This window comes from Pedobacter hiemivivus, assembly GCF_005144565.1.
Lineage (GTDB): Bacteria > Bacteroidota > Bacteroidia > Sphingobacteriales > Sphingobacteriaceae > Pedobacter > Pedobacter hiemivivus.
In genome coordinates this window covers 72,960-98,978 of sequence record NZ_SWDX01000009.1, presented here as the reverse complement: position 1 = coordinate 98,978, position 26,019 = coordinate 72,960, and the positions used below count along the sequence as shown (strand labels likewise).

At 35.7% G+C, this 26,019-nt stretch carries 36 protein-coding genes and 2 tRNA genes; 16 read left to right on the top strand and 22 right to left on the bottom strand.

Going from position 1 to position 26,019, the window contains the following annotated elements:
- Window positions 1-32: 32 nt before the first annotated feature.
- Window positions 33-722, bottom strand: coding sequence for a PRC-barrel domain-containing protein (locus tag FBD94_RS20350; RefSeq protein ID WP_131608357.1), 690 nt, complete (start codon window positions 720-722; stop codon window positions 33-35).
- Window positions 723-792: 70 nt separating this feature from the next.
- Here FBD94_RS20350 and FBD94_RS26000 point away from each other — a divergent pair, with 70 nt between their 5' ends.
- On the top strand, window positions 793-966 hold the full coding sequence (locus tag FBD94_RS26000; protein WP_169472370.1) for a hypothetical protein: 174 nt from the start codon (window positions 793-795) through the stop codon (window positions 964-966).
- On the opposite strand, the gene FBD94_RS20345 is transcribed toward FBD94_RS26000, so the two are convergent.
- A complete protein-coding gene (locus FBD94_RS20345) occupies window positions 956-1,522 on the bottom strand; it encodes a DUF4142 domain-containing protein (protein ID WP_136881564.1) in 567 nt (188 codons plus the stop codon). The two genes, FBD94_RS26000 and FBD94_RS20345, sit on opposite strands and share 11 nt — an antisense overlap.
- A gap of 67 nt (window positions 1,523-1,589) precedes the next feature.
- Here FBD94_RS20345 and FBD94_RS20340 point away from each other — a divergent pair, with 67 nt between their 5' ends.
- Window positions 1,590-1,790: a dodecin family protein gene (locus FBD94_RS20340; protein WP_131608359.1), complete on the top strand. Its 201-nt coding sequence runs from the start codon at window positions 1,590-1,592 to the stop codon at window positions 1,788-1,790.
- Between the two features lie 112 nt (window positions 1,791-1,902).
- The gene (locus tag FBD94_RS20335) at window positions 1,903-2,337 is read left to right on the top strand and encodes an immunity 22 family protein (RefSeq protein ID WP_136881563.1); all 435 of its coding nucleotides are present in this window, start codon (window positions 1,903-1,905) and stop codon (window positions 2,335-2,337) included.
- A 98-nt stretch (window positions 2,338-2,435) separates the two neighbouring features.
- Here the strand turns inward: FBD94_RS20335 and FBD94_RS20330 are convergent, their stop codons facing one another.
- Window positions 2,436-3,209 carry a hypothetical protein gene (locus FBD94_RS20330; RefSeq protein ID WP_136881562.1) on the bottom strand — a complete coding sequence of 258 codons (774 nt, stop codon included), beginning with the start codon at window positions 3,207-3,209 and terminating at the stop codon, window positions 2,436-2,438.
- A gap of 109 nt (window positions 3,210-3,318) precedes the next feature.
- Window positions 3,319-3,465 carry a hypothetical protein gene (locus FBD94_RS25995; RefSeq protein WP_169472369.1) on the bottom strand — a complete coding sequence of 49 codons (147 nt, stop codon included), beginning with the start codon at window positions 3,463-3,465 and terminating at the stop codon, window positions 3,319-3,321.
- A gap of 117 nt (window positions 3,466-3,582) precedes the next feature.
- Between FBD94_RS25995 and FBD94_RS20325 the strand changes: the two genes are divergently transcribed.
- The 5 genes from FBD94_RS20325 to FBD94_RS20305 all read left to right on the top strand — a co-directional run bounded on the left by FBD94_RS20325 (window position 3,583) and on the right by FBD94_RS20305 (window position 6,990).
- Window positions 3,583-3,951 (top strand): DUF7674 family protein, encoded by a 369-nt coding sequence (locus FBD94_RS20325; protein WP_136881561.1) that lies wholly within the window; start codon window positions 3,583-3,585, stop codon window positions 3,949-3,951.
- Between the two features lie 382 nt (window positions 3,952-4,333).
- Complete coding sequence (locus FBD94_RS20320; RefSeq protein WP_205945913.1) at window positions 4,334-5,542, top strand: site-specific integrase; 1,209 nt, start codon at window positions 4,334-4,336, stop codon at window positions 5,540-5,542.
- 4 nt (window positions 5,543-5,546) lie between these two features.
- Window positions 5,547-6,200 carry a hypothetical protein gene (locus FBD94_RS20315; RefSeq protein ID WP_136881559.1) on the top strand — a complete coding sequence of 218 codons (654 nt, stop codon included), beginning with the start codon at window positions 5,547-5,549 and terminating at the stop codon, window positions 6,198-6,200.
- 99 nt (window positions 6,201-6,299) lie between these two features.
- Complete coding sequence (locus FBD94_RS20310; RefSeq protein WP_136881558.1) at window positions 6,300-6,653, top strand: helix-turn-helix domain-containing protein; 354 nt, start codon at window positions 6,300-6,302, stop codon at window positions 6,651-6,653.
- A gap of 7 nt (window positions 6,654-6,660) precedes the next feature.
- The gene (locus FBD94_RS20305; RefSeq protein WP_136881557.1) at window positions 6,661-6,990 is read left to right on the top strand and encodes a helix-turn-helix domain-containing protein; all 330 of its coding nucleotides are present in this window, start codon (window positions 6,661-6,663) and stop codon (window positions 6,988-6,990) included.
- 306 nt (window positions 6,991-7,296) lie between these two features.
- Here the strand turns inward: FBD94_RS20305 and FBD94_RS20300 are convergent, their stop codons facing one another.
- The 3 genes from FBD94_RS20300 to FBD94_RS20290 form a co-directional block, all read right to left on the bottom strand.
- On the bottom strand, window positions 7,297-7,575 hold the full coding sequence (locus FBD94_RS20300) for a hypothetical protein (protein WP_136881556.1): 279 nt from the start codon (window positions 7,573-7,575) through the stop codon (window positions 7,297-7,299).
- Window positions 7,576-7,697: 122 nt separating this feature from the next.
- Window positions 7,698-8,054: a hypothetical protein gene (locus FBD94_RS20295; RefSeq protein WP_235884577.1), complete on the bottom strand. Its 357-nt coding sequence runs from the start codon at window positions 8,052-8,054 to the stop codon at window positions 7,698-7,700.
- Window positions 8,051-8,419: a hypothetical protein gene (locus tag FBD94_RS20290; RefSeq protein WP_136881555.1), complete on the bottom strand. Its 369-nt coding sequence runs from the start codon at window positions 8,417-8,419 to the stop codon at window positions 8,051-8,053. The genes FBD94_RS20295 and FBD94_RS20290 overlap by 4 nt, the downstream gene beginning before the upstream one ends.
- A gap of 400 nt (window positions 8,420-8,819) precedes the next feature.
- On the opposite strand from FBD94_RS20290, the gene FBD94_RS20285 reads away from it, so the two are divergent.
- Window positions 8,820-9,092, top strand: coding sequence for a helix-turn-helix domain-containing protein (locus FBD94_RS20285; RefSeq protein WP_136881554.1), 273 nt, complete (start codon window positions 8,820-8,822; stop codon window positions 9,090-9,092).
- Between the two features lie 934 nt (window positions 9,093-10,026).
- On the opposite strand, the gene FBD94_RS20280 is transcribed toward FBD94_RS20285, so the two are convergent.
- From FBD94_RS20280 to FBD94_RS20260, 5 genes are all read right to left on the bottom strand, one after another.
- Entirely contained in the window at window positions 10,027-10,395 is a 369-nt protein-coding gene (locus tag FBD94_RS20280; RefSeq protein ID WP_136881553.1) for a hypothetical protein, read from the bottom strand.
- Window positions 10,396-11,493, bottom strand: a complete 1,098-nt coding sequence (locus tag FBD94_RS20275) for a hypothetical protein (protein WP_136881552.1) — start codon at window positions 11,491-11,493, stop codon at window positions 10,396-10,398.
- On the bottom strand, window positions 11,493-12,041 hold the full coding sequence (locus FBD94_RS20270) for a thermonuclease family protein (RefSeq protein WP_136881551.1): 549 nt from the start codon (window positions 12,039-12,041) through the stop codon (window positions 11,493-11,495). The genes FBD94_RS20275 and FBD94_RS20270 overlap by 1 nt, the downstream gene beginning before the upstream one ends.
- Window positions 12,042-12,190: 149 nt before the next feature.
- Window positions 12,191-13,045: an RNA helicase gene (locus FBD94_RS20265; RefSeq protein ID WP_136881550.1), complete on the bottom strand. Its 855-nt coding sequence runs from the start codon at window positions 13,043-13,045 to the stop codon at window positions 12,191-12,193.
- 539 nt (window positions 13,046-13,584) lie between these two features.
- Window positions 13,585-13,660 (bottom strand) — tRNA-Lys (locus tag FBD94_RS20260).
- A gap of 260 nt (window positions 13,661-13,920) precedes the next feature.
- Between FBD94_RS20260 and FBD94_RS26345 the strand changes: the two genes are divergently transcribed.
- Both FBD94_RS26345 and FBD94_RS26340 read left to right on the top strand, forming a co-directional pair.
- Window positions 13,921-14,121: a hypothetical protein gene (locus tag FBD94_RS26345; RefSeq protein ID WP_235884576.1), complete on the top strand. Its 201-nt coding sequence runs from the start codon at window positions 13,921-13,923 to the stop codon at window positions 14,119-14,121.
- 38 nt (window positions 14,122-14,159) lie between these two features.
- Window positions 14,160-14,456, top strand: coding sequence for an alpha/beta fold hydrolase (locus tag FBD94_RS26340; RefSeq protein ID WP_235884575.1), 297 nt, complete (start codon window positions 14,160-14,162; stop codon window positions 14,454-14,456).
- Between the two features lie 6 nt (window positions 14,457-14,462).
- On the opposite strand, the gene FBD94_RS20250 is transcribed toward FBD94_RS26340, so the two are convergent.
- A complete protein-coding gene (locus FBD94_RS20250) occupies window positions 14,463-14,963 on the bottom strand; it encodes a ClbS/DfsB family four-helix bundle protein (protein WP_136881549.1) in 501 nt (166 codons plus the stop codon).
- Between the two features lie 9 nt (window positions 14,964-14,972).
- Window positions 14,973-15,731: a DUF2314 domain-containing protein gene (locus FBD94_RS20245; RefSeq protein WP_136881548.1), complete on the bottom strand. Its 759-nt coding sequence runs from the start codon at window positions 15,729-15,731 to the stop codon at window positions 14,973-14,975.
- 130 nt (window positions 15,732-15,861) lie between these two features.
- Here FBD94_RS20245 and FBD94_RS20240 point away from each other — a divergent pair, with 130 nt between their 5' ends.
- Entirely contained in the window at window positions 15,862-16,596 is a 735-nt protein-coding gene (locus FBD94_RS20240) for a DUF234 domain-containing protein (RefSeq protein WP_136881547.1), read from the top strand.
- A gap of 34 nt (window positions 16,597-16,630) precedes the next feature.
- On the opposite strand, the gene FBD94_RS20235 is transcribed toward FBD94_RS20240, so the two are convergent.
- Together FBD94_RS20235 and FBD94_RS20230 are read right to left on the bottom strand one after the other, a co-directional pair.
- The gene (locus FBD94_RS20235; RefSeq protein WP_136881546.1) at window positions 16,631-18,658 is read right to left on the bottom strand and encodes a DUF1800 domain-containing protein; all 2,028 of its coding nucleotides are present in this window, start codon (window positions 18,656-18,658) and stop codon (window positions 16,631-16,633) included.
- A 2-nt stretch (window positions 18,659-18,660) separates the two neighbouring features.
- The gene (locus FBD94_RS20230; RefSeq protein ID WP_136881545.1) at window positions 18,661-19,041 is read right to left on the bottom strand and encodes a VOC family protein; all 381 of its coding nucleotides are present in this window, start codon (window positions 19,039-19,041) and stop codon (window positions 18,661-18,663) included.
- A gap of 261 nt (window positions 19,042-19,302) precedes the next feature.
- On the opposite strand from FBD94_RS20230, the gene FBD94_RS20225 reads away from it, so the two are divergent.
- Together FBD94_RS20225 and FBD94_RS20220 are read left to right on the top strand one after the other, a co-directional pair.
- Window positions 19,303-20,364: a sensor histidine kinase gene (locus FBD94_RS20225; RefSeq protein ID WP_136881544.1), complete on the top strand. Its 1,062-nt coding sequence runs from the start codon at window positions 19,303-19,305 to the stop codon at window positions 20,362-20,364.
- Window positions 20,361-21,116, top strand: a complete 756-nt coding sequence (locus FBD94_RS20220; protein WP_205945912.1) for a LytR/AlgR family response regulator transcription factor — start codon at window positions 20,361-20,363, stop codon at window positions 21,114-21,116. The genes FBD94_RS20225 and FBD94_RS20220 overlap by 4 nt, the downstream gene beginning before the upstream one ends.
- Here FBD94_RS20220 and FBD94_RS20215 read toward each other — a convergent pair.
- Both FBD94_RS20215 and FBD94_RS20210 read right to left on the bottom strand, forming a co-directional pair.
- Window positions 21,113-22,027, bottom strand: a complete 915-nt coding sequence (locus FBD94_RS20215; protein ID WP_131608370.1) for a DUF6268 family outer membrane beta-barrel protein — start codon at window positions 22,025-22,027, stop codon at window positions 21,113-21,115. The two genes, FBD94_RS20220 and FBD94_RS20215, sit on opposite strands and share 4 nt — an antisense overlap.
- Before the next feature lie 109 nt (window positions 22,028-22,136).
- Window positions 22,137-22,625 (bottom strand): hypothetical protein, encoded by a 489-nt coding sequence (locus tag FBD94_RS20210; protein WP_136881543.1) that lies wholly within the window; start codon window positions 22,623-22,625, stop codon window positions 22,137-22,139.
- Window positions 22,626-22,807: 182 nt separating this feature from the next.
- Between FBD94_RS20210 and FBD94_RS20205 the strand changes: the two genes are divergently transcribed.
- Complete coding sequence (locus tag FBD94_RS20205) at window positions 22,808-23,245, top strand: VOC family protein (RefSeq protein WP_136881542.1); 438 nt, start codon at window positions 22,808-22,810, stop codon at window positions 23,243-23,245.
- A gap of 81 nt (window positions 23,246-23,326) precedes the next feature.
- Here the strand turns inward: FBD94_RS20205 and FBD94_RS20200 are convergent.
- The 4 genes from FBD94_RS20200 to FBD94_RS20185 form a co-directional block, all read right to left on the bottom strand.
- A tRNA-Lys gene (locus FBD94_RS20200) sits at window positions 23,327-23,399 on the bottom strand.
- Between the two features lie 130 nt (window positions 23,400-23,529).
- Window positions 23,530-24,168, bottom strand: coding sequence for a hypothetical protein (locus tag FBD94_RS20195; protein WP_136881541.1), 639 nt, complete (start codon window positions 24,166-24,168; stop codon window positions 23,530-23,532).
- A 30-nt stretch (window positions 24,169-24,198) separates the two neighbouring features.
- Entirely contained in the window at window positions 24,199-24,747 is a 549-nt protein-coding gene (locus FBD94_RS20190) for a hypothetical protein (RefSeq protein ID WP_136881540.1), read from the bottom strand.
- Between the two features lie 309 nt (window positions 24,748-25,056).
- Window positions 25,057-25,488 (bottom strand): DUF3995 domain-containing protein, encoded by a 432-nt coding sequence (locus FBD94_RS20185; protein ID WP_136881539.1) that lies wholly within the window; start codon window positions 25,486-25,488, stop codon window positions 25,057-25,059.
- Window positions 25,489-25,690: 202 nt separating this feature from the next.
- On the opposite strand from FBD94_RS20185, the gene FBD94_RS26610 reads away from it, so the two are divergent.
- Window positions 25,691-26,011 (top strand): LytR/AlgR family response regulator transcription factor, encoded by a 321-nt coding sequence (locus tag FBD94_RS26610; RefSeq protein WP_136881538.1) that lies wholly within the window; start codon window positions 25,691-25,693, stop codon window positions 26,009-26,011.
- Window positions 26,012-26,019: the final 8 nt, after the last annotated feature.

The following is a 26,019-nucleotide window of genomic DNA, read 5'->3' as shown; positions in this document are numbered from 1 at the left end:
GGGATTTATTGATTTTAAACTATAACAATTATTTAGGTTAACAGTTCTGGACTGTTCTTTACGGCTTCCTTGGAAACATTCACGTTTACGGATGAGCTTCCCCAACTTAACTCTGTTATCCATGTTGGTGAGACCAGTACTTTTTTACCCGGGAACCAATGACCTGTATCCACCACCAGAGCGGAAATCTTCCAGTTCTCATCCACCATAAGATCCGACACCTCTCCTATTTCTCCATCTGTAGCATGAATACGGTATCCTTTTATTTCACTCATACTACGTAGATGCGGATCACTGGATTCTTTTTCGTGGCGCAGTAGCGCAATGGCCTCCTCAAAGGGCAGTCTGGACTCCATCATACCCAGCATGCCCATGCCGCCATAAAAACCTATACTGTTGACATTGCCATATGGCCATTGATAGTGATTGTACAAAGTAAGTTCCTGCTGTCGAGATACCGGCATTTCAGTGTCAATATCCGGGCTGTGTTTAACCTGATCCTTTGTCAAGTTAACTGGAAATGACTCATTTTCCCAGTCCGGCTCCTTTAAAGCTGCTGGCGAGATCAAAACCTTACGTTCCAGTAGCCAGCCACCTGTTTTTACGATCAGGTAACGTATCGTCCAGGTTTCATCGTCAAAATAAAACTCATCAACCTTTCCAATTTCCCCGTCAGTTGCCGCCATGGCGAAACCGATCATACTTTTTATATTGCGTTGCATAATACAAGTATTTCTGCTTAAACAATTCTACTATTGATTTGTTTACTTCATAATAGAAAGGAGATGTTTCATGAAGAGAAAAAGAAATTTTGTAATCTCTGGAGTTCTGGTTGTTTTTGCAGGTTTCTTAGTTGATTATGCATGGGGTACGGAAGAAAACTCTTTAAGCGTAGCCTTAATGGTTTTGGCCACTGTACTTTTTTTGACAGGCGCAATCATTTTCGTGTTGAATTTTAAAGAGTAAGGCCACTGCGGACTTTTACCGCGTTTTCTCTGTGAATCTCCAAAACGGGTAAAAACTTACGAGCAAAGTTACTGACTGCTGTGTCTGGACTATTTTTGGCCCCACCAAAAAGTTCAATATCCTTATTGTAGTCCTCGATCATCATTTTCATATATAACTTTTCAAAATAAATGGTTTTCATATTGCTCATTTCCTGCACTTGCTTCAAATCATTTTTAGACAAGGAAATAGGCAGTTTCAGCCCATTAGCTATTGCTAATACTTTTAATGCATCATTCATTTTTTTATGATCTCGAACAACAAGGTTTCCAAAGCTTTTTACCCCAGAATTTTCTGCCTTCTCAACAGCGAGTTTCCCTAATGTAACTTTAAGCATCTCCCTCGAGGCTACCGTTTCGATAAATATGGCAGTTTGTATCTCATTTTCTAGTTTCTGCCTACCATCTATTCTCGATGTATCAACTACATTAGTTCCAGCGCGCTGATCTTTCTGCTGGCAGCTTTCAAAAACGACTACACAAAGGAAAAATACCAACGATAAAATACTGTTCTTCATTATGTTGAAACAAAACCCGCTCGCATTGGTTTAAAATTTTAACCTTTTAATCTAAAAAACTAATATCATGAGCATTGTAAAAGTAATTGAAGTCATTTCCTCATCAGAAAGCGGATTCGAAGATGCAGTAAGAAATGCAGTAACAGAAGTATCTAAGACTATAAAAAACATCGACTCCGTCTATGTCAAAGATTTTAAAGTGCATCTTAAAAACAACCAGATTACATCTTATGGTGTCATTTGCAAGGTGTCTTTCCGTGTAGAATAATTTAATCGCCTCATAGTCAAGGAAAACACAATCCCCTTGACTATGGATATTTACCCCTGCAGCAGTTAATAAGTTAGTATCTTTAGCCCCTACTAAAAGTATAAGAAATAAAATGGCAGAGCAACGCATCCACATTTGGGCAGGAACAACAAATAAAACAGAAGATCAATTTTATAAGTATTTTGACCAAAGCAAGTTCATCAAAGATAACCACAGCTTCAATACGGATGAAAGCTATGCGAGAAACACCCCAGACTTCAATCTCCGCTCCCAATTCGGTAAAGCAATTGACAAACAATACGATTATGATGCAAACTGGATCACAATTTTCTACAGCCGAAAAAGAATCAGCATACAGGCAGCCATCGAAGAATTACCAATCTGGAATGATCAAGCTGAAGTAGACATCTACCAGGCATGTGTTAGCAAAGGAATTTCAACTGCAAATGTCATACTTTGTTATGCCGACGACGAGCTTAGCATGGACAACCCGCTCGAAAATTATAACGACATGATCTATGTTGGCAGCTTTAAGATCCCAAGTTAACTCAACCTCAATAATCTGAGTACCTGGGCTGGCTACTTTTGCTTATCCGAAATCCAGCCCTGGTCAGTTCAGGTAAAATGTGACAAGTAGGTGGATTCCTATTCTTTTGTAACGACTACACTTGCCACAGATTGCCAGTTCCTGATCACCTGATCATAAAATGGTTCATCTGCAGATCCTCCTTTGAAAATGTAAAAGGTTTTTTTGCCATCTTTATAATTGCTTTTAGCTGCTTCCATTTGTCCAGCAGAGATTCCCGTTAACACTTTATTCAAGTCAAAACTGAAAGTAGCCTTATAGTTGTCAGAAGGGTCAATTACGATTTCGTTCACTGAAAGATTTGCCTCAAAAGGAAGCGAGCTTCCGACTATTACACTGTCTATACCACCATAAATGTTTTTAAATGTACCCTTGAAATAAAATGCATAATAATTAAATGCCAATCCGGGAATCAGCGACTTCCGGCATTGTAGTTTAACGGCCACGTCTTTATAAGAACCAGAAGGTAATTTAAATACACCTGCCAGCGCATCCTGACTAAAAATATTCAAATTCTTTTCGACCGTTATTGTCGTATCAAGCAAACTGTTACTTTTTCCGACAAAGGAAATCTTTTCTACATAAACAGTTGCCGAAGACCATGCTACATTTACCGTAGTTGTCGTGTCAACTACACTCAAAACCCCGGTTTTAATACCATTACTTGAAAGTTTTCTGACATTAGAGTTTGAAGTGTTTGCAAAATAGGAAATGTTGCCAAAACCAGTTTTTTCTTGTTCAGAATCGTTATCCTTCTTACAGGATAAAGCGGCTGTACCGATAAGGAGTAATAAACTAATGGAACGGGTTGCGAATAGCGAGCGAGATTTCATAGAAGTCTGAGCGTTAAAATATTTGATCTAAATGTATATAGAATTTTTCAAATACGTATATTAATATGGTGAAATATGTTTGTTGTAAATTCTATTTCTTCCCGAAGAACTATTCCTTTATAATCTCATCATGCCAGGCATACAAGCCAGTCTCTTCAAATACACCACCTTGAAGAAAACGATGTACGAACTCTGCTAAAAAAGCCTCAATTTGCATTGAGGCTTTTGTGATCCCTATGGTTAAATTAGATAGCATGAGAAAGCTTTTAAAGGATAATTTTGGTACATTGTCGGATTCAGATAGAAAAATTGTATTTGAAATTGTAGAAAACTTAACGAAAGGAACAGGTTTGAAATGGTAAAAAAACATGAATTGAACGAAATAGATAATTTTATCTGTAAAGTGTTGAAATCCTTGTTATTTGAGATGGTTCCAGAGTATGCAAAGGGTTATTCCAAGGAAGATGTGTTTCAAGAAGGGATTTATTTTTTCATGAATGATTTTGCCATGGACTTGGGTAGAGAACTCTCTATCGACAATTCCTCCAGCTTTGTGAAGAATGCTTTCAAATACATTAATCTTTTAGGAGAGAGTAATAATTTAGAAATCTTAAATATAGTCACAGTAGGAATTCTTGAAATACTTTACACAACAGAATTTCTGAATAGAAATATGGTGTCTGGCTTACTTTGTGAAAAGCTTAAAATACACTTTAATCGCTTTTCTGATTATTATCAATAAGGATTAGTTTATAAATTATAAGCTCTGGGGACTATTTACAGTCATTTCAAGAAAAAAATAAAGGGCTATACCTAAAGATTTAATGGAATATTTTAAATCATTAAATGGGACCGGAACTGAGTATACTAACGACATCTACAAATTTTATGCAATCGCCTTTTTAATATAAAAGGCTTAGATTTCTCTAAGCCTTTCTGTGATCCCTCTGGGACTCTAACCTTTTGTATCTATTTTTATCTAAATTTAGCCTGATTGATGTTTAAATGTCCTTTTTATCGATTTAAAAGGCGTTTACTATAAAGTAAAATAAATCAAAAAACATTTGAATAAGTCGATTTTTGACAGTAATATTGACAGTAAACAAAAAACACCGTCAGTTATTATGGCTACAGTCAACTTCTATTTAGATAAACCAAACAGGAAAAGCGAACGCCCTATCCTATTAACCTACCTATTAAACGGAAGTAAAATCCGTTTCTCAACCAAGCTCAAAACAACGGATAAAGATTGGAATTCTGAAAAACAGATTGTAAAGAAAAACGGCGCTGATGAAAGCGAGATAAATTTCGCGTTAAATGAGTTCAAGCGTGTAATCTCAAAAGCTGAACTTGACACCAAATTTGAGCCTTCAAGGTTAACCCTTGATTTTATCCGTACCAAATTAGAGGAAGCAACAGGAAAGAAGAAACGTTCATTTACCTTTTATGATGCATTTGACGAGTATATCAAAGAGGCAGAGATAAACAAGACCATTAACTCCAAAAGAATCTATGAGATCACCAGAGACAAGATAAAAGCCTTTGACAGCGATAAAAGATTCCTTTTGAGCTTTGATAATATAGACAGCAAGTTTGAGAGCAAGTTTACGGAGTATCTGATGATAGATTGCGGACTGGTAAATAATACTATCGGCAGGTACATCAAAACAATTAAGTCTTTTATGCACTTCGCAGTAGAGAGAGGATACACCAATAATTACAAGTTTAAGACCTTTAAGGTAATAAAACAGGATGTAGACATTATTTACCTGACAGAAGATGAACTTTTGAAGATTTATAATCTTGAAGGCCTATCTAAAAGTTTGAGCATGGTGAGAGACGCATTTTGCCTCGGCTGTTTTACAGGATTAAGATTTTCGGATTTATTAGATTTACGATTAGCCAATCTTAAGCATAATTTTATTGAGCTTAAATCAAAAAAGACAAGGGATTTTCTGCGAATCCCTTTAAATGATTATGCAAAAGAGATTTTGAATAAACATGAAGGAAAACCGCCAGTTGTGATCAGTAACCAGAAGATGAACGATTACATCAAGGATATTGGCAAGGAAGCTGGAATAAACAGCGCTATTATCTTAACAAAATATCAAGGTGCGACAAAGATTGAGAAGTCTGAACCGAAATACCAGTTTCTTTCCTCTCATACTGCAAGAAGAACTTTTGTAACCCTTTCCTTAGAAAAAGGAATGCGCCCAGAGGTAGTTATGTCAATAACAGGGCATAAAGATTACGCCACATTTAAAAAGTACATCAAACTAACAGAAAACGTTAAGTTATCAGAGATGAACAACGCTTGGAATATTAAACCATAAACGAATGAATGAAATAGAAACAAGAGAGCTATTTAAAACCTATAAAGAAGGTCTGTCCCAATGTTGTGATATTGAGAGATATGATTTTGTATTTCAAGGCTCGCACTTTATGCTTGATGATCAATTTGAAAAGCTAAGCAAAGAGCTTTATAAAAGCATTACTGAAATTAATACACCAGAATCACTCCCCCTTTTAAAGGAATTTATAGATTTCATTTACTATCAACACATGTTAGGTGTTAACTCACCCAGCAAGTACGGAAAGAAAAGTGCAAAGCAGTATTTAAGGGTTTATAATTTTTTGAAGGGACATCTAAATTATTTAGAAACAAAAGGAGGACAGACTTCTAATGCAAAGCAGAGTGTTGAATTTAGAAAGCCTGTATTGTCAGAATACAATAAGCCTGCAATAAACACTAAGCAGGTTTTAATCCTGATGAAGTGTTTTAGGGAGAATAACCTCGTAAACAAAGAAATAACCGATAAGGCATTATCAGAATGCTTTGGAACATTAACTGGTTATAGCGGAGAGCAATTAAGGAAAGACTACACAAAGCTAAATAAGGATGAAATTCAATTTAAGCCTGAGGAATTAGATACATTAAAAGACATCTTAATAAAGATGAGTCAGGATTTATCTAAACTTCCATTAAAATAAGTAAACTAAAATACAGCGAGTTATGATTTTGTCCCCCGACAAGTCCCCCAGAATATTTTGAGAAATGGATGTGTTTTGTGGCTTACAAAAAATAAACACATGAGTTACACAAACACAAAAACATTACGCTTCGAGGAAGCTGAAAGGAATCCCTTAGTATTAATTGACATGGCTACACTTAAATCCATGTTAGATAATGTTATTGGTAATGCCTTGCAAAAGGTAAACTTTAAAGGCGCTGATTTGAAGAATGGTGAGAGCCTTAATGAAAATCCAGATCTAATGGACATGGAAGAAGCCCTTAAATTTCTAAAGGTTTCAAAAGTCACCATTCACAACTGGAAAAAGAAAGGGATTATTAAAAGCCATAAAATGGGTAGAAAGCTATATTTCAAACGCTCAGAGCTTTTGGAAGCGATTAAGAGACAAAAATATTCTTTAAACATTATTTAACTAAGACATGGGGTATTTACCAATGACGCTTGATGAATTCAGGGAAGAATTTACAAAGCTATTTGATCAAAAAGCAGATGAGTTTTTTAAAAGGGTTTTTGGAATGAAAACAGAAGGAAATGACGACGCAGAACAAAGCTTGATGACGACTAATGAAGTGACCGCTTGTTTTGATATCTCCAGAACCACGCTCAATAACTGGATAAGGATGGATAAGATAATCAGCATTAAAAAGGGTAATCAACGCTTTTTTGACAGAGCTTATATAGAGCGATACAAGAAAGTCAACTTCTCATTCAATGAAAAACTGCCAACTTATTACAGTAAGAATGTTTGACGAGGATGTAAAGCAATGATGTAAACTAGTCCCATTGGTGGGACACTTTGGTGTATGTTATAGAACTCCACACCATTATTTTATAATTGAAGCCTCGAGAAATCGAGGCTTTTTTTTTAAAGAAATTTTTTAAGTGTTTTATGAGACCGAATAACCAATGGCCTAAGCCTGCCCACAAATATTGGCTTATCGGCTTCGCCCGATTTAAGGATTTAGCTGAAACAAAGACAAGAGAGTAACTTCTGACAGTACTACAAGCCGTAACGGCAGTAGCAAAGGAAATCCCCAAGAACAAATCTTAGCTCCTTATAGGCCTTTGTTTTTATGTGGTCGGTAATTTCTTCTGCTTTTTTTAAACCTCTTAAAAAGATTAATGAGACTGCTATAGAATAGCATGTTATCTTCATGGTCAGCTGGCTCCGCAACCTGTGCCGCATTGCACACCCATGTACCGTAAAATTTCCACAACCGCATTTTAAATTCATTGAAAGGATATTCCAAACTAAAATAGAATATAGCGCGTATCATTCGTTCTTTTTCGGCTTCGGTTAATTCCTCATAATTTTTTAATTTTTGCTTTTTCATAGTTTCTGTTTATTAATTCGTCTGATTTATAAGCTTACGAAGGCATTGAAGTATTTTATTTTAAGGCTAAACCTCTTGTTATTAACATCATCCAAGTAAATAAACGGCCTAAAGTCCATCGTTTAAATTTTGATCAACAAATATTCATCATTGGGTAACCGTATGTAACCATATTCATAACAGAAAGTACAAACATAGCCCCTATAGTTGTTGTTGCTATGGGTATGGTAATTAAAATTGAAACCTGACGCCATTAACTTACTGCCACTAACCTTTGTTTCTTTGGCAGGATTAAGCTTTCCCAGTATGTCAAGGTTTTTTTTTAAGATGAGGTTAACTGATTTGATCATACCATTGTTTGCTGCCTTTATTTCATTGTTGTAGCTACTTCTACAATGCTCATCACAGAACTTCTTATCAATCCGCCCGTGTAAGAGCTTGCCGCAATCCAAACATAAACGAGTTATCGGAGAGGTCATAGCTTTTTACCTAGCTTTTGTAATTCGCTCAATAAACCTTTAGTGATCATATAGGATAGTACCTTACCTAGTTTGAAGTGGGCATTTGAGCAGTCCTGTACTTCATGATCTATTCTGTTGGTACTTTCGGTCACCAGCAGCAGACAGTAATTACATTGCTGTTTCACTTTTCCTTCATTAAAATAGCTTTGGACTTCTTCCAAAACAGTTTCTTTGGAGAAACAGAAGATTTGTAAGGGTTTAAATTTGAGTACAAGTGATTCTACAAACAAGTTAAAATAAGTAGAATGATTATTTACCCAACAAAAGGTGCGCATTTCCTCATTGACGAGTTGGCTGTACTGAAGGTTTGTTTTACTGCTCATGATTAAATGTTTAACGATGAGCCAAAGGATGCAATGTTAAACCCTCAAAAGGGGGCTGACAACTCACAAACTAATTGCAAAAGAGGCTCTGGTAAACCCGCCTTCACCCAAAATAAATTTAGGTTTCAGCTTCACCATTTCTTTCGAAACGGCTAATCGTGCAAAAAATAAGTAAGCGCCAGCCCCACCTTGACAGCTAGGGACTACAAATGTAGTTATTTGGCGCCACTCACACTCGCACGATTAAAATTTACCAGATTCCTTTCGCGAGGCTCGTTACAACAAAATTATTATTAAATGATGTCCTGTATTTTTACTTCATATCCAAATATATATTTTAATTCAGATTATTCCAAATTTGGAATAATTTAATTTAATAAAATAGCGTCATTTTGTTGATATGGCTGAACAGTATATCGATAAAGAGTCTTTAACAATTATAAGAGAAAAGCTGTGGGCAATTGCTAACGCTAAAAGCATAACGCTGGAAGACATACAGGATAGGACTGGGTTTAGCTATAGTCAGGTTTACAGAATTGTAAGGGGGGATAATAATATGTCTGTTAGTGGTTTAATCGCTGTTTGTAAAGCTCTGGAAACCCAATTAGTCGAGGTTGTTGCTTTTAAGATTAAAATTCCTAAGTTTCCTCCAACCCGAAAAAACTTCCGTTAATAGATGTGGGGAAGCTATAATGGAAATGTTTCTATTCAGGAAAACTGAAATAATTCTCCTTACACATCTGTAAATATGCATTCTTTAAAAATACTAAGGCTATTAAAGCAACAACATATGTTTTATGGTTCTTGCATCTGGGTTACATGAAACAGAAAACAAAGTCGAACATAAAACAACTTAAATATATAATTAATAGTTAGTTACAGGGGTCAAATCAACAAAAACATTATTTAATACCTAGCTAAAATCTTAAATCAACAACAAAATAAAGCAGCTAATAAAATGCACCAATCGTGTAAACCGAAGTAAAGAAATGAAGTAAAGTTAGTCTCACTATTGAGACACGTTCCAGCATGTTATAGACAAACTGGAACACATTAAACGACCATGTAAAAAAACAGACTTTCTACTCTTCTAATTGCCGAAAATGGCCAATGCATATATCGGAGCATAACGGGCAACGCTAAAATGGCTTATCGGCTTCGCCCGATTTAAGGATTTAGAGGAGACAAAGATAAGAACGTAACTTCTGATAGTACCACAAGCCGTGACGTCAGTAGTAAGGCAAAGTTCAAAACCGCCTTAAATCAATTAAAAATGGTTAACAGAATGATTTTTCACTCTCCATTATTAATAATTTATAAAAGCTATTTATTTTAATTGTAACAGGAATAAAGAAAAAGTCCACCTCCTATTATCATCAATGATAAAGTTATTTAAGTGTGCGCTTTGTTTCAATAAGGTAATCAGGCATAGATATAACATTTCGCAAAACAGTTTACCTCAAAAAAGATTAGATATAATAACTATTATAGTATGGATATACTTGTTCAAGTTTCGGTATACACCCCAATAAAAAGCGATAAACGAACGGTTGGCAAATTTGTTGTTACCTGCATGTGGCTTTTTAACTCACGAATATTAAGTGATATTACTTACCAAAGAAAATTATGGCTATAGCAATTATAACAATTCCTAAAATTACCAAAATTGGAATAATGAACTTTTTGTCGCCACCTTTTATGCTGAGTTCCATTTTTCCAGAGCCTGTTTGATATTCACGTTTTATATTAATTACTTTATTTTCGGTTTCGATTTGTTTTAAGAATTCAATGTCGGTAACCATATCTCGTTCTGCAATTTTACTGTCAGAGATTTTTTTTCCTATATATTGCTTTAAATCAGCATTGTCTCCAGCTAATTTTTCTAAGTAATTTGTCTGCTGTTCTCCTGTTAAATCTTTAAAAAAAGAAGGTAGAGCCTCTAGGTCAAATTTTTGAAGTTTATTTTTATCATCCATCTATTTCTGTCTTAAAATATTTTTGAAAAGGTTTACGATATCTGTCTGTATTGAGTTTATAATAAATGAAGACGCTATTAAACCCAAAACAAATATAAAATATGATTGTGTAATAATAAAACAATAATAAATCAAACCTGCAATAGTTGAGATATAAGCTAAAACTCTTAAGCATATAATGAGCTTTTCTAGAGGGGATAAAATTTTCAAGTCAATAGTTAAAATTCCACCATTAGTTTTTAATATATATTTTATTATCCCGCTCTGTTTAGATTGTTCTATTTGATTTTTTTGTTCTATAATTTTTTCAATTTGGTTTTCTGTCAATAAAGCATCAATTTTAGTAATGTTATTTGCTTTGGTTATTTCTAATATTTTTGAAATTGAAAAATCAAATAATTTACTGTTTAAAAGTTGCTCATATTCTAGTTTAAAGAGTTCCTCAAGTACTTTTTTATAGTTGTAATTTTTTTTAGAAACTTCCTGAACATTTATTTTGATATTAAACAGATAAGTTCGAAATGTGAAAGATAGAAATGATGAGTTAATATTTTGACTTGCCCATAAAATTAAAGGTATATCTTTAATTAAATTGTTAAAAATAGTTTTTGTATAAAAAACAAATACGTTTTTAACATAATTTTGATAGTCTTCTATTTCTTCTGTTTTAAAAACTATATGCGACCGTCTATAACAGTCTTTTAATTCAAACTTTTCGATTACATCGATTATTGAAGCAAATTTTCGTCCTAAATCTTTGAGGTTGACCTCTTCATAAAACTTTTCATTAATATGTTTTGCAAGTTTTGAATATGCTTCTATAAATTTTTCTTCTACAGTAAAAGTTTCAATAGTGCTACAGACAATTTTAGTTCTAGTATTAATATTTGGATTTACAGTGCCATTTTTCCAAGAATAAAAATTTTCATACATATAGTTTAATGAGCCGTATTTTCCTCGCTTACCGTAATTTGTCGCTATTTTAGAAAATCTTTCTTTATCACAATTGAAAAATATATCATAAGCATAATTACCACTATCGAACTTACTTATTTCTGATAGGAAAACTTCGTTAAATTCTCTTTTTCCGATTTCCATTATTTTTCAAAATAATAGTATGTGCCTAAAACTAATAATATGAATATTAGCCCAAGTGTAAAATGATTTTTGTTCCAGTGATTAGTAGACTTGACTTCATCTGACTTTGGATTTGCTAAATTCTGCTCGATATTCCAAATCCCACTATTACTTTTCTTTCCTTGAATTTGAGCCTGTTTATATTCTTCTTTTTTTTCAAACCGATATTTTAAATATGCGAACGCATAGCCCTCTAATAACATTTTTTTATTTACATCTACACCTTTGAAAATAACATACCGCAAAAGCCTATTGTATCTATCTCTGTCATTTGAAATGTTATCGGCTACTAAATCAACGATTTCCCCTTCTATAATTTGGGCAAGATGTTCTTTTGCTTCTTGTCCAAAGATGTCTGTAATTTCTGGTGCATTTATTCCAATAAGCCTAATCTTGTCTCCTGTTTCGGTTTCAAAAGTATCGCCGTCAATAACCCTTTCTACTTTAACACTTGTCCCAAAACAAGTTAAAGTTAAAAAGGTAAACATTAATATTAATAGTTCTTTCATTGGATGCAGTCAAGCCATTGCAGGTAACGTTTCGGAGCTTTGCATTCGAGGCGCAAAGGTTGATATTATTACTAAAATTCAATAGAAGTATAAAGCATTAATTTTGCACTTCAGCCCACCTGACGCAAAACCATTATTAGCTTTAGTGTTTATGCGTATATGCTATCTCTTACAAGTCTTCTAAAATTATTACTATTTCCAGCAATTAGTTTTAATTCTTCATTCTTTTCTAATTCTTCGATAATGTCAGGTAACATAATATCCATTTCACTAGGTTTTGCCATCAAGTTATTTTTCTTAATATAGTCATGTACATTTTTTTTGAAAATAGTTCTAGCTTCCTCTGTTAGTTCATGAGAATTAATAGATCTACCAAGATTAACTCTAACATTATCTCCTCTTTCATGTAATGAAACGTTTTTAATAATCCTCACATCTCGTCTTAATTCTTCTATTGCATTAAGGATAAATGTATCTGTACTAACTTCTCTATCTTCTAAATGAGCAATTTTATACTTACCAAAGTTCTTAAGAAAAGTAGAATAGTTTGGGTCAGATTTTGATTTCTCAAAAGTCGCTATTAGTTTTTTCCCTAGACTATCCTTAAATTTGTTTATTGAGGTAAATCGTAAATCTCTAGGATATTCCAAATGTTCAATTAGAGAAGTATCAAAAGAATAGCCAGTCAAATCATCTTTAATAATTATTGTTGGTTTATCAAAAGCTAACCTCATTCCTAATTCAAACATTACGTTAGCATTTTTGCAACTAACATCACAGATAACTATATCACTTGAATAAATATTTTCAATAATCCTATTGTGAATTACACCAATATCATCTGCATCGCTCACTAGATTTGGAATAAAATTATTTGTAATACAAACGTCTTTTAGTATTCCTAACACATCAGCCCAATGTTCAGGTGAACAGTTGTCTATTAAACTTATTGGCATTATAATCCCACAAGTAAATTGTTTGTCTTTTTTTGTTTTTTCCGTCATAATTTATTCCGTAGAGATATTGGTTTTAACATTACAGGTAACAGTTGTTAATACGAAACTAATGTACAAAATGTTTAGCAAAACTATTTCCATAGACGAATTGCATTTTCGCAAGCTGTACCGCATGTAACACGCTGATATTTTATGCTTTAATATTTAATTAATTCATAAATAGCGAACCTACACTGAAAGTCTTTGAAAAAAGTTGATTATACAGAGATATGTTAGTTTAACTCTTAAGCATGTTGATAATTTACGTCTTTAAAAGATGCGTTTGTAGCATATGGATAAACCACTGCAAACTACCAATCTTTCGTCAATTTTACATTGTTCCCATTGGCATTAATGATCAGGCCATTAGTTGTAGTTCTGAAAATGGTGGAGGGGGACAATTAAAATGGTTTATTCAATTTATGAGCAGAAAAACTAGAAGTTTTAGAAATCTTATAAAAGAAATATAAAAACAACTGACAGTAGTATTGCCAGTTAAAATAATAAAGCCTTGCAATCTATTGATTTGCAAGGCTTTAATTTTACTCTGGTGATCCCTCTGGGATTCGAACCCAGGACCACTACATTAAAAGTGTAATGCTCTACCAGCTGAGCTAAGGAATCATTTCCTTGTTTGAAGGAGTGCAAAAGTATAAAATTTATGATGATTTCATACCTTAAGGAAGGCTTAATTTCACTTTAATTCGGTCATTCCATTTAAACCGCTGATTTATAGAATGAAAGATTTTAGTTCTAAAAATAATATTAAAAATAATTGCGCAATTAAATAGTTGCTTATATATTTGCAATCATATGATTGCGTAATGTAAAGATGCGTAAAGGTATCCTAATGAAATGCAGTTGATTAACCTAAAACCAATAAAATGAAAAGGACAATCGTATACCCTATTTTAGCGTTTCTAATATTATTATCCTGCAACAATGTAAACCAATCAAAAGGAAACAATAATCAAGCTATGGCAACTGCAAATGACACCTTGATCGCCAAAAATGGCTATTCAGAAGTTAATGGAATTAAAATGTATTATGAAATTTATGGACAAGGTGAGCGCCTGAAGAGCTAAAAGAAGCTTATTTATAAGTTTCGCCAAACCCAGCCGGCTTGCAGGCGATGCACGATAAGGACGCAAAAAGGATGGTTAATTTTAAAGATATACCAGATGAACCGATCAAATCCATAAAAGCCCCTACCCTAATCATTATAGCCGACCAAGATGTTGTACAACCCGAGCACGCGATCGAAATGCATAGACAAATTGCTAACTCTGAATTGGCAATAATCCCAGGTGTACACGGTGAGTATATTGAGGAAATAACTACATTGAAATCTAATTCTAAAGAAGCACACTTTGTTATTCCTATGCTTCAAAGTTTCCTAGACAAAGGAAGAACAAAATAGCTTTTTCTACAACTTCCTCCATTTTCGTACTCTTCCCCTCGCGTTGTTATATGGTGAGGAAGTGTTAAACTGTATCATCCTGCCTCTTGTCCATTTGTCATACCAAGCAACTCCATAAAGTTCATTATTTGTTTTCTTATCTATGATTAACAAAATATCCTTTACGGTCTGATCTAACTTTTCAAGCAGAACAACGTAATCATCATCCTCATAATCTTTATAAAATTTTTGGGCAAGCTTACCGAGTTCATTCCATTTATATCCAGTATCCGGAAAATCCACATCTTCATTATTATCCCTCATTCGATTCCATTTCAGGACCAATTGTCCCCAACCGATCAGGTAAGCAACAAGATTATTAACACTCATTAATGTGCCTTTTGAATGTCCTTCCAGATTTTTACCCAGCGTCAATTCATGTGGGATCTCTGATAATTCCTTTTTAAGCTTTCCATAATTGGTATGAATTGCCAGCTGTAATTCTTCTTTGTTAGTTGGAACAGCCATTTGATAAGTTTAATGTGAAAGCAAGGGAATAATTTGCGTCCATCCGACCTGTTTTGCTAAGTCTAATGCTGACAGTCCTTTGGCGGTTTGCACGTCTTTATCAATATGAAATTGCAATATGACTTCTACAGAAGTTCTATTTCCTGCTATGGTTTCTTTGTGTAAAAGTGTATAACCTGCCTCATCCTTCGCTGTTAGTTCTTCAGGATGTTCTTTAAGAAACTTGGTCAATTCATTTTTCATATTGAGACTCATCGGATGCTCAATTAGGTGCTCAGGGTTTGTTTTTTGGTCTCGAACAACAGAAATATCATTATAATCGCCAAAGTCTAGTCCCCAGGCTTCATCGTGTTGTTGCCGTTGCTGCTCATCCATTGCTGATCTTAATGCATGTATCGTAAATCCACCATAAGTTTTGCCTACACTGGTAAACAACCAATCACTAACCTGGTTTAATGGCACTTGAACAAAGTCTCCATTCTTTATATTCGATAATTGATTCGGGTCATTTGCAAGTGTTCCACTAACAATTTCGCCATCAAAATCTATATCATTAATCCACATGTGCTCGACTATTGGTGCAGTTTGACTAAGCACATTTTCTATAAAAGCTACTTTTACACAAGCAAGGTCCACTGCTGGGACAATTCGCCGAAACTCCCAGGAGAGTTCTCTCCAAAAGTATTTGAAAGTTTCCTGTGCTTTACTAAAAGCCTCAAGCATTTCCGGATTGTCTGCCCCGGAATAAAAAGTGGTATTCTTCTCCATAACTAAATAAATAGGTCGCTAAGTTAATAATTCAACGATAGCTATCCCATCAATGATAAAAATCCTTAGCATGAAGTGTTTGGTCAGCTCATATATTATATGAAACTTTACAAAACTGAATCAACCTCTTATGGAAGAAACCAACAATATCTTTCCTGCAAAACTAAATGCCTTCACCGAACTGCTAAAAAGCACGCAAAAAAGCCATGTAACGCATCTGCTGCAAATGGTAGATTGGCAAAAGTCATTAAAAAACACTCATCAAACGTTGCTGAAATTGTTAAATCAGCCAGATATTCCAACCGCATTAGCAGATAACAAGGAGCTCCAAAACTTGATCCCTGATTATAAACAGGAAGTATTAGATTTCGAAGAATCGGCCAAAGCATTCCGTGTGCTTTTTAATCAGCATATTAACGATACCAATTACCAGTTAGGCATGTTTAGTAGCCATTGGGGAAGCTATATTGAATCCCTAGGCGTCCAATACATGCTAAATTACCTCCGTAAACACCATGGTGTTCATACCTCTTTTCAGAAGTATAAACGCTTCTGGCATAAAACCCGAAATGTTGAAATAGACTTGCTTGCCTTGAGTGATACTCATGCCTACGTAATTGAAGTGAAAACCCAACTCAAGCCCGAGACCTTCACTCAGCTACAAAAGATTATAGATAAACTCGGCGCACAAGTACCAGAATATGCACAATTACAGTTACAGCCTGTTATTGTGTGTGTGCATGCCGATGAAAGTACCCTAGCAAGCGCTGCCCTCAAAGGAATATGGGTTGTACGATACAAAGGATTTGACCGTCCCAACGCCATTGACGGATTTGAATGGCTAAATACCGCTCTTCATTCTTAGGATCATTTTATTTAATAAAAAAATCATAAAATTATTAGCGTTGTTGAAATTCAGGAGAGCCAATGATGATACCTGCCGCCAATGCTTGCATCGCAGTGCGCTTAGTTCGGAACATTTCATAATTGTTTTTCTGTTTCTCCACTGTTTCTGCAACTTTAGACTTGCTGTCTGATGTAGCACTCATAAACATCATATCACCTGATGCCCCCACTTCTGGCTTTTCCGATACCGCTGTCGACACTGTTTTATCCTGTCGAACGATATTATTTGCTTTAACCAAGAAGCTCGGATCATTTAATAGATCAGCAAGTTTTTTATTCGTTTGATCTAACTTTTTCTCAGGCAATAACAACTTACTATAGGTGTTAATAATGGCTTCCGCATTTTCCTGAGTTTGTTGTTTCGCAGTAATTTTATTGAGATTCACTTTAACTCCAGAAACTTGTCCGGAAGCTAAAGCTAGACTGAAATCCATTCTGTTTAGCAGTGAACCCGTATTGATCCAGTATTTACCACGATCCGGAAAACCTGTTGGCGCCTGATAATAGTAAATCTTTTGTCCCATCCTGGAAATCCAGCTAAATAGCGGATAAGGATCTTTAACATCAGCGTTTAAACCACGCACCGAACTTATCGCAAGTTCAAAAGGTGATTTTGTTTTGCTAAACAGGGTCTTTTTATCCCAGAACTCGCGGGAAGTTACCAATGTGATCAATACTTGCTTCATATCGCCATCATGATCAGTAAATGACTTCGCCATTCTATCAATGAGGCTTTGCACCGGGGCATCGCTAACAAAACGGACAGCGAGCTTACGCGAAATGAATTTCGCCGTAGCGGGCTGATGTGCTAGCATATCCAATAGTGTCACTCCCTCCTGATAAGCCGCTGCAGGATCAGAGCCGGCCGGAAAACGATGACCTAGCACGACTTTTTCACCTTGGTCATGGCGATTTGGTGTAAATAGGAAGTCGCCTTCACGAACATAACCTTTCTGTGCCAGGTTATTTTCACCAATCTTAGCAACTAAGCCTTTCATCGCACTTCCATATGCATTGTCACTAATCGGGTAAACGGTCCAGCCAGTCAGTACACGGGCTGCCTGGGTCACATCCTGTTGCGTATAGCCTCCCTCTACCCCAAGGGTATGTAGTTCCATCACTTCACGAGCGTAGTTTTCATTCAAACCATTTACATTCGCAGGCTTGGTAAGGGTTTTTACTTTATTGGGCACAGTAGTATCATTATTACCTCCCATCATCATCATATCGGCACCTTCATTGGCAGCAACTGGTTTGGCCTTAGGCTTAGGTAGATTTGTTGCCGGTGGTCCAACACTGGTAAAGTTATCCAGGTAATACAACATTGCTGGCGACTGTGCGGAGGCCAAAAGCAATTGACTAAATTTACCCAAAACATTGGGTCGAATCACATCTCTTTCATACGCGGGAATGAATTGGGCGCATTCTCCTTTAAAAAAGGAAACATTAAAATGGTTAAACCAGAAGTCGGTCATCACCTCCTGTAATTGGTTCCGTGTATAGGCCGCCCTAAGTATTTTCTGATTAATAAACTGTTTATAAAGATCCTGATCGGACTTAAAGCCTTTCTTATCCATATACGCCCGCAACTGCAAGTTGAATGCTTTTTTGTCTACTGCTTTATTTACCGAATCCTTACTGATTACAGAATCTTTGATCGCCATCGACCGGATTACAAATCCGGGTGGATACTGACTACATACCTCCGCATTACTCAATTTAAGGCCGTCATATACGCTCAAACGTTTGTTTAAAGAATCATCTGGCAAATCCGCATTGAGCTGCTGGTTGAACCAATTCTCCAACCCGATTTTCATAACGGAGTCAACTTGTCCAGGCGTTGCACCATAAGAAAATCTGCTCAACAAATGTTCGGCAGCCTGCCGTTCCGTTAGACCTGCCCGTTTATAGGGGAATTTATATATGCTAACAGGTCCTGGATTGATCAGGAAGGAAGATAAAAGATATAAACTCCCTGTCAGCAGGGTAAAAAAACAGCAAATCTTCAGTATTTTTTTCATTTTTAAATTGTTTCTACTATCGAAAGAATATTACCTGCTGGATCTTTAAACCAAGCAATGACAGGTCCCTGGCCGCGAAGAATTCCTTTCTCATCCGTTTTAAGATGCTCATCATCATAGTGTTCAAAATGAACACCTTTTTCTTCGAGTTCTGTAACTGCATTTTCTACATATTGAACAGGGAAATTGAGTACAGTGAATGTTGCAGCTTGATGGTTGGGCTTAGGGTAAACCATTACCGGAGATGATCCATCAATATGCAGTTCCAAAATTCCCATTGGATTGTCTTTAACTTCGAGTCCAAGTATTGATCCGTAAAATTCTTTTGCTTTTTCCAGATTATCCACTGAAAATGAGCTGAATGCTTTTGATTTCTTAAACATAGCTTGTTGTTTTAATCTTAAATACTACAAGTCAGGACGCGTAAAGTTTTAAATCCCCCTTAAGCTTAAATAGATTTTATCTTAAGGAAGTAAAACGCCATTTGTCAATACAAACCTGCAATTGGTCAAATCATTTTGAGTCGCACTTGCGAATTCCCTACTTTTGTGGAAAAAAAAACAAATACTTTTACCTTCTATTTCAAACTGTCCGAACGGAACGGCTCTCTATGAACTGTTGCCTTTCGGACTTCTATCTTATATATGAAAAAGACTCTACTCAATAAACACTGGCTTTTTATCTGCTTTTACTGGCTACTCCTGGGTATATCCATTTGGGCGCAAATGATAAAAGATTTTCAGCTTGTACCCGCAGTTTTGCAGTCGCTCGCATTTGTAACAGCAGCCATTGTTGTGGCCCATACAGTTAGTGACGTTCTACTTCCAAATGCCCTCGTTAATGGAAAAATGAAGTTATTTGTAGGCCAAAGCCTTTTAATGACCTTGCTTTTAGCTTTTGTATTAACAGTGATTCCATTGTGGTTTTATAAACATTATGTAATGGGGACTGCTTTCGATACTCCCGAAAGAATGGAAGCCTATGGAGAATCCCTACTCAGGTTTTACAGCAACCTTCCCTCTGCAATTCTAATCAATGCTACAGCCTGCGGTCTGCGATTTTACCAGGAACATAGCCTCATGGAGAAAAATCATGAGGAATTATTAAAGGTACATCTGGAAGCACAACTCAGGATTTTACAGGACCAGATCAATCCGCATCTGATGTTTAACGTACTGAATCACATTCATATCCTTATGCAGAAAGACATTGACCGCGCCTCTGTATTATTAATCCGTTTTTCAGATATTCTCCGGTATCAGTTGTACGAGTGTAATCGTGAATTTGTGACATTGGAAAAGGAACTGAAATACCTGAAAGATTTGGTTGCAATAGAACAAATCAGATGGGCAGATGAACTTGAAGTGAAATATAGCTGGACCATTCAGAATGGCAAAAGTGAAATATCTCCATTATTGCTGGTACCCTTCATAGAAAATGCATTTAAACATGTATCCCGTTTACCTACAGAAAAGGGCTATGTACATTTGATATTAAAACAATCAGGCGACATGCTGGAATTGAACGTTGAAAATTCCAATTCGGCACAACAGCCACGCAAACAAGATAGTGGAGGATTAGGCTTAACCAACGTTCAAAAAAGACTGGAAATTCTATACCCGGACAAACACGAACTAAATATTGAAAAAACAGAATCAAGCTATAAGGTACATTTGCGCTTAGAATTAAATCCATCAAACTCATGACCACGACACTCAACTCAAACTCTTTACAGACTGAACCTGCAATGCAGTGCCTGGTTATTGATGATGAGCCCCTGGCGAGGGCTGGAATTATTGATTTCATTGAAAAGTTAGACTTTCTAACTGTTGTAGGCTCTTGTTCTTCGGCGATGGAGGCTTCTGAATACATAAGAAAAGGGAATATCGACCTTCTTTTTCTGGACATCAATATGCCTTATTTATCCGGACTCGATTTTTTAGAATCACTAGAACATCCCCCACTTACCATCCTAACTACCGCTTATTCGGAACATGCGTTAGAAGGCTTCCGACTTCAGATTGTAGATTATTTATTAAAACCAATCCCCTTTAAGCGCTTTTACCAGGCCGCTTTAAAGGCCCGGCAGATGCATATGATGAGCTTAAGCCCGCGACATCCGCAACCTGTAGATACATTTTTATACATTAGACAGGGTGATAGCTTCCGAAAGATATCCTGGGTTGACATCTTATATATTGAAGGTATGCAGAATTATGCCAAGCTCCATTTTAAAGATCAGGAACTGGTGATTCACCAAACGATGATATCCCTGGAAGAAACACTTCCAAGGGATAACTTCTTTAGAATTCATAAATCTTATCTAATCAACATTGCTCATATTGACCAGGTATCGGGAGGTCGGATTTTCATCAATGGACAGGAACTTCCAATTTCCAGAACCCGCAGAGAGGATTTATTAAAAGAGGTGGTTTACAATAAACTTTTAAGCCGCTAGCGCTTGGAAAAATTCCATGACAATCCAGCGGATCCATAAAACGTAGTCGTAAAACGAGGATCCGCTTCATCCTTCATCTTAAAGAAATCCTTCAATCTTCTACTGGTCAAACTAAAAGAGCGGGCAAGTGATGTACCAGCAGTCAACTGAATAGACAGTGATTTACTCAATTTAATTTCAGGACGTAAACCAGCAACAACCTGTTGGTAGCCTAAAAGCATTGAAGTATTGTTGCGGTTTACTTCGGCAGTCATACCGCTCAGTTCCACAACAGTTTTAAGTTCTACCGCATCGCTCAATTTTGCACCAAATTCGATTCCATTCGGGAAATTGATTTGTAGTTTGTACCGCCCCTGGGTAGACCAGTTGAAATATAAACCCGGCATAACCATAGGAACACCAAAGGCATTGGTTAATACAGGCCCCACCCCTAGCGCCAGTCTTGGATTGAAATGTTTAATAAACAAAACACCCCCTTGGGCAAGTAGGTCTTTAGATGAAATTTCTTCCATGTCAGTATAAACCCCTACTGAAGCCATCGCCATGATTGACCAGGTTTTACTAATGTGCCTGGAATGGATTAAACCAATCTGGGCATTGAGCATTTCTGTAGGGAATAACGGTTCCTCATAGTTTCGGTTAGTCATTTTAGCATATGACCCCTCTACTCCAACAGCCCAGATTTTCGGTCGCCCAAGTTCATCTAATGTTGTTGAAATGGGAATGCTAAAAGCAGCCTGGATTCGCTTAAAGTCGCTGGTAGATCCAGTTTTGAGGCTGTCTATCGGTCTTACATAATTGGAGAAAGGAACATATTCGGCCTTAATTTTCCCCGAGAATCCACTTTGCGCAAATAAGGATGAACCGAAAGCTATACCAGCTATGGTAAGAGAATAACGTAATGTTTTCATATTTTGTATCTGATCTTATTGTATATCAGACACGAAGAACGGAAGCAGCCCTTAAAGGAGAAAAGATTATTGACGAGTGGTTACCTGAGTATGACCAAATGCAGGTTTTCTACACTCGAATGGAATGCAAATAATGGGTATTAGGAGGGAATTTTAAAATAACCTCAATCTTCTGGTTAAAACGACTTTTAACCGCACTATTCAGCTGCCCGATGATTCTGTTAAATTTATCAACAACTTCCTGGAAAAGTTTCTTTTCTTCAGGGGTTTTAGGTGCATGAAATACAGTTTCAAAATAAATTGTATCCATATCACGATAAATTTCAAGGTACTCTTCAGCATGATGATCCTTAAGAAACGCTACTATAAGGTTAATCAACTGATCATAGTGATACGCTTTGATGTGATCTTTACTCATGGCATGTGGAACGCTAAAATTCGAATAGGTATTTAATTTCAGCTTATTTTCGGAAATTTTTACATCTTCAAAATCAAGAATATACAAACCTTCTTTCTCATTTACATCCTTGATAAAAGTGAACACTTGCTCACCTTCGTCCGTCAAATAAATAACCCTGGTTGATTGTTCGAATTCCATAACATTTGATATTTATGTCCTATTAAAAATACCTCAAAAAAAATAAGCATACAAGACTAATTTGATCTAAGAGTAAAAGCCTCCTGCCTATAAAATTTCAACTAAAAGAATTTTTATAAAACTATTGCGCGGCTAAAATGTTAAGAAAACTCATTATTAATGCAATTCCTAAAAATACGATTATGCCAAAATTTAATTCTTATTTAAACTTCGACGGCAATGCTGAAGAAGCGTTCAATTTTTACAAATCTGTTTTCGGCGGTGAGTTTGCCGGCGGTATCATGAGGATGGATGGAGCACCTGGATATGAAGGCATCACTGACGCAGAAAAAGGACGGGTAATGCACGTATCACTGCCCATAACCGGCGGCCATGTGTTAATGGCCTCCGATACTATGCCTTCTATGGGACAAAAATTAGTGGTTGGCAATAACAACTACATTTGTGTTAGTCCTGAAAGTAAAGAAGAGGCAGACCGTTTGTTTAAAGGTCTGTCGGAAGGCGGCGAAGTAGAAATGCCCATGCAGGATCAGTTCTGGGGTGATTATTTCGGTAGTTTTAAGGACAAATACGGAGTATGCTGGATGATAAATTACGGTGTCAATAAAGAAGCACAATAGTTGATTTTTTGAATATTTTAGGACGATACAGCTAAAAAACAAAAGCCTGCAATCAATTGATTGCAGGCTTTTTATTCTCTGTGATCCCTCTGGGATTCGAACCCAGGACCACTACATTAAAAGTGTAATGCTCTACCAGCTGAGCTAAGGAATCATTTCCTTGTTTGAAGGAGTGCAAAAGTATAAAATTTATGATGATTTCATACCTTAACAACGACTTAATTTCATTTTAATCCAGTCATTCCCTTTAAACTACTGATTTATAGAATAAAAGAATTTATTTCTTATTTACGCTTAGCAGCTTTACTAAGGCTTAAGCTTTTAGAATTTTCAAGATCTCTCTTTAATCCAATAACCAACTCCTTAATCATAGCTACATTAGTATCATCAGCATTTAGCAACCTCAGGCTCTCCTCACCCGGAAGATTAAGTTGTCGCCTCAATACAAGTGGTATTTTATAACTCTGAGCGGTTAAAGCATAAGCGTACAAAGACAGATTTTCAATAAAACCCGCCAAAGTACGTTCATAATACGGTTTCAATTTTTTATAGCTTTTAGAATGCTTATAAACCAATAGAAATATCTTGAACCTGTTAGATTCCGATACAATAAATTCGTCTTCTAAATCCTCCACTTCCTCTATCCCGAATATCAGGTTAAGCGCTTGTTTGTATTCGATAAGCCTCCCCATACTAACAATGCAATTTTTAACGAGGGGATCATCAACATCCATAAAGAAATCATCATCTTCTATATATTGGTCCCAGGGATCCTTAAAATCCTTTCCATAGGATTTTAGAGATTTTTTAAAGGTAAAATGATAAACATATTCATAAATATCTGAATGCATCCGGGTAACCAATGCCCCCAGTCCTCTCATGCACAGCCTTAAATCAAAAGGATCATTTCTCGATAACTTCATAAAGCTTGACTTTAAGAAAAATAAAATTTTTTAAGATCTTTTAGGACTAACATAAAGCCTTATTTTATAGACAGGGTTGTACTCTTTAGACCTAAAAGCATATAATTCTACCTCAGCATTTTCCTTAGTTGACCACCTGTCAGATTTGCTTAACTTTTTCGATCCGTCAACCTTTAAAAAATCAGCAAGCTCACCTTTAGAAACACTTGCTCCATATCTAGCTGTTAACAAATTTAGAAGTTCATTGTACTTATTTACAAAGGCTTTTTGATTCTGCACATCCCACTCATACTCTACAGTGTGCATTAGCGAATCCTTTTCCGTAAACACATAATTCACAATCAAATCCGGCATATCTTTTTGAGCCCTTCTATACATGATAGGCATTGCCATACCTCCGGGAATAATAATATCACCATCTGTTTGGTAAACTTCCCCCTTGTTTTTCCTTTCCAGCTTTTTAAAAAAGCTCATCTTTTTACCCGCTATATCCGTATAAATTTCTTGAGAAAGAACAACATCAACCTGTAGAAGTAATATAGAAAGTATAGAGAGCGTAACCAATAGTATTTTTTTCATTTATAAATAAGCGTTAATTTGCACCAATACTACTAAAAAAAATACATTCAAATATTTTTAGTCCTTAAGTTTTTTTACACTATCCAATGTTACAAGCTGATACGATATTCCGAAAGTTTTTGCATACTCTTCAATAGACTGATCGAAGCCCGCTTTTTTTCTTGTAATATTGACATTGAATGCGTCATGAATAGGCCAAATAAACATATGCCATTCTTTCTTACAAGTTTCCTTATTAATTTTATTTTAATGTGTGGAGAGTGCTGAATTATAATTTAATTAGTTATTGAATCTAAATTACCTATAGATTTACCTAGAAACCCATTCCATAATTAGTATCATCAGTACAATGGCTAAACAAAGCGGTGAGTAATACTTCGTATCGTTCTGTCCAAAACGAGTCTTTGTATACTTTTTGAAAAAACCGACATACCTAAAATCTCCGACTGCGCGGAGCAAAAAGATTCCGGCAATCGCCCATAGGCCATACCTTAAGAGCCAATTTGGTAAACTGATATCCAACAGGCCGGATCTTGCCAAAACTAATAGTCCAAACCCCATGAGCCCCGCAGCCACAACCAAGGTCCCAAAAGCGCTGGGCACAGCTATCTTCACTTCGTCTTCTTTAGTTGGAATAACCGCAGCACTAACCCACTCTCCACCAAAAGCCCAATATATATGGATACCTGAAAGTAACAGAAAGATGAAAAAGAGTAGGATTGCGATTAAAGTAGCTGTCATGTTGATAAAGATAGGAATTAAGAGTTATTTAGATTTTTTTTAATGTAAGTGAAATTATCTCGACATGTTATGTTGTCTTTACATGGGTCGCCTTTAATTCAAATTCAAAATAATATTAATTCGTATACTCTATGATACAAAGTTATTCGTCTAGTAGTATATCAAAATATTTTTTTTTTACGCTTTCATGCTTACTCAATAAATGAATAAATTAATTATCAACTCTCAGGACACTCTTCGTTTCATCTCAATACCCAGTATAAAATACTGTAAATCGGACAATTGCTATACTAGTGTTTTTCTGGATAATGGCGAGGAATTAATAGTCTGCAAATCGTTAAAAAAGCTTTCTGATGAAATTAGTTCGCAACAATTTATAAGGGTTAGTCAATCTTTTCTGGTTAATAAAGATCATATTAAGCTTATCGACAAGAAAAATAAACAGCTTAAATTGCTCGACGATAAGCAAATTCCCTTCACTACTTCTATAGCTGAACTTTTAGTACTCATGAAGATTAAATAAGAAAGACA